At 33.4% G+C, this 506-nt stretch carries 1 protein-coding gene and 1 pseudogene; both read left to right on the top strand.

Annotated elements, in window-relative coordinates; genetic code table 11:
- Positions 1-352, top strand: a 352-nt coding sequence (locus AMN83_RS00090) for an electron transfer flavoprotein subunit beta/FixA family protein (RefSeq protein ID WP_425304135.1), incomplete at its 5' end; no start/stop codon positions are given.
- Positions 352-506, top strand: a pseudogene (locus AMN83_RS00085) (electron transfer flavoprotein subunit alpha/FixB family protein); the annotation flags it as partial. The gene AMN83_RS00090 and the pseudogene AMN83_RS00085, both read left to right, overlap by 1 nt.

Below are 506 nucleotides of genomic sequence, written 5' to 3'. Positions count from 1 at the left end.
TTTATTAAATTGGCCACAAGCAACATTTGCCTCTAAGATTGATGTTAAAGATAATAAATTAGAAGTAACTAGAGAAATAGACGAAGGTCTTGAAACAATTGAAATAAATGTTCCAGCTATTGTAACGTGTGATCTTAGGCTGAATGAACCAAGATATGCATCACTACCAAACATAATGAAGGCTAAGAAAAAACCTATAGAGGAAATTGCTGCTTCTGATTTAGGCGTAGATGTATCACCAAGATTAGAACAATTAAAAGTAGAGGAACCTCCAAAAAGAAAAGCAGGTATAAAAGTAGCAAATGTTGCTGAATTAGTTCAAAAGTTAAAAAATGAGGCGAAGGTAATTTAATGGCAGTTTTACTTATAGCGGAACACAATAATAAAGAATTAAGACCATTTACTCTTAATGCAGCTACAGCAGCATCTCAAATAGATACAGATGTACATGCTGTAATTATTGGTCAAAACTCTGCAGATGCCGCAAAACAATTATCTGAACTTCC

The sequence above is a fragment of the Candidatus Pelagibacter communis genome, from assembly GCF_001180025.1.
GTDB lineage: Bacteria > Pseudomonadota > Alphaproteobacteria > Pelagibacterales > Pelagibacteraceae > Pelagibacter > Pelagibacter ubique_A.
Note: the sequence above shows the minus strand (reverse complement) of the source record. Positions and strands in the feature narration are given on the sequence as shown.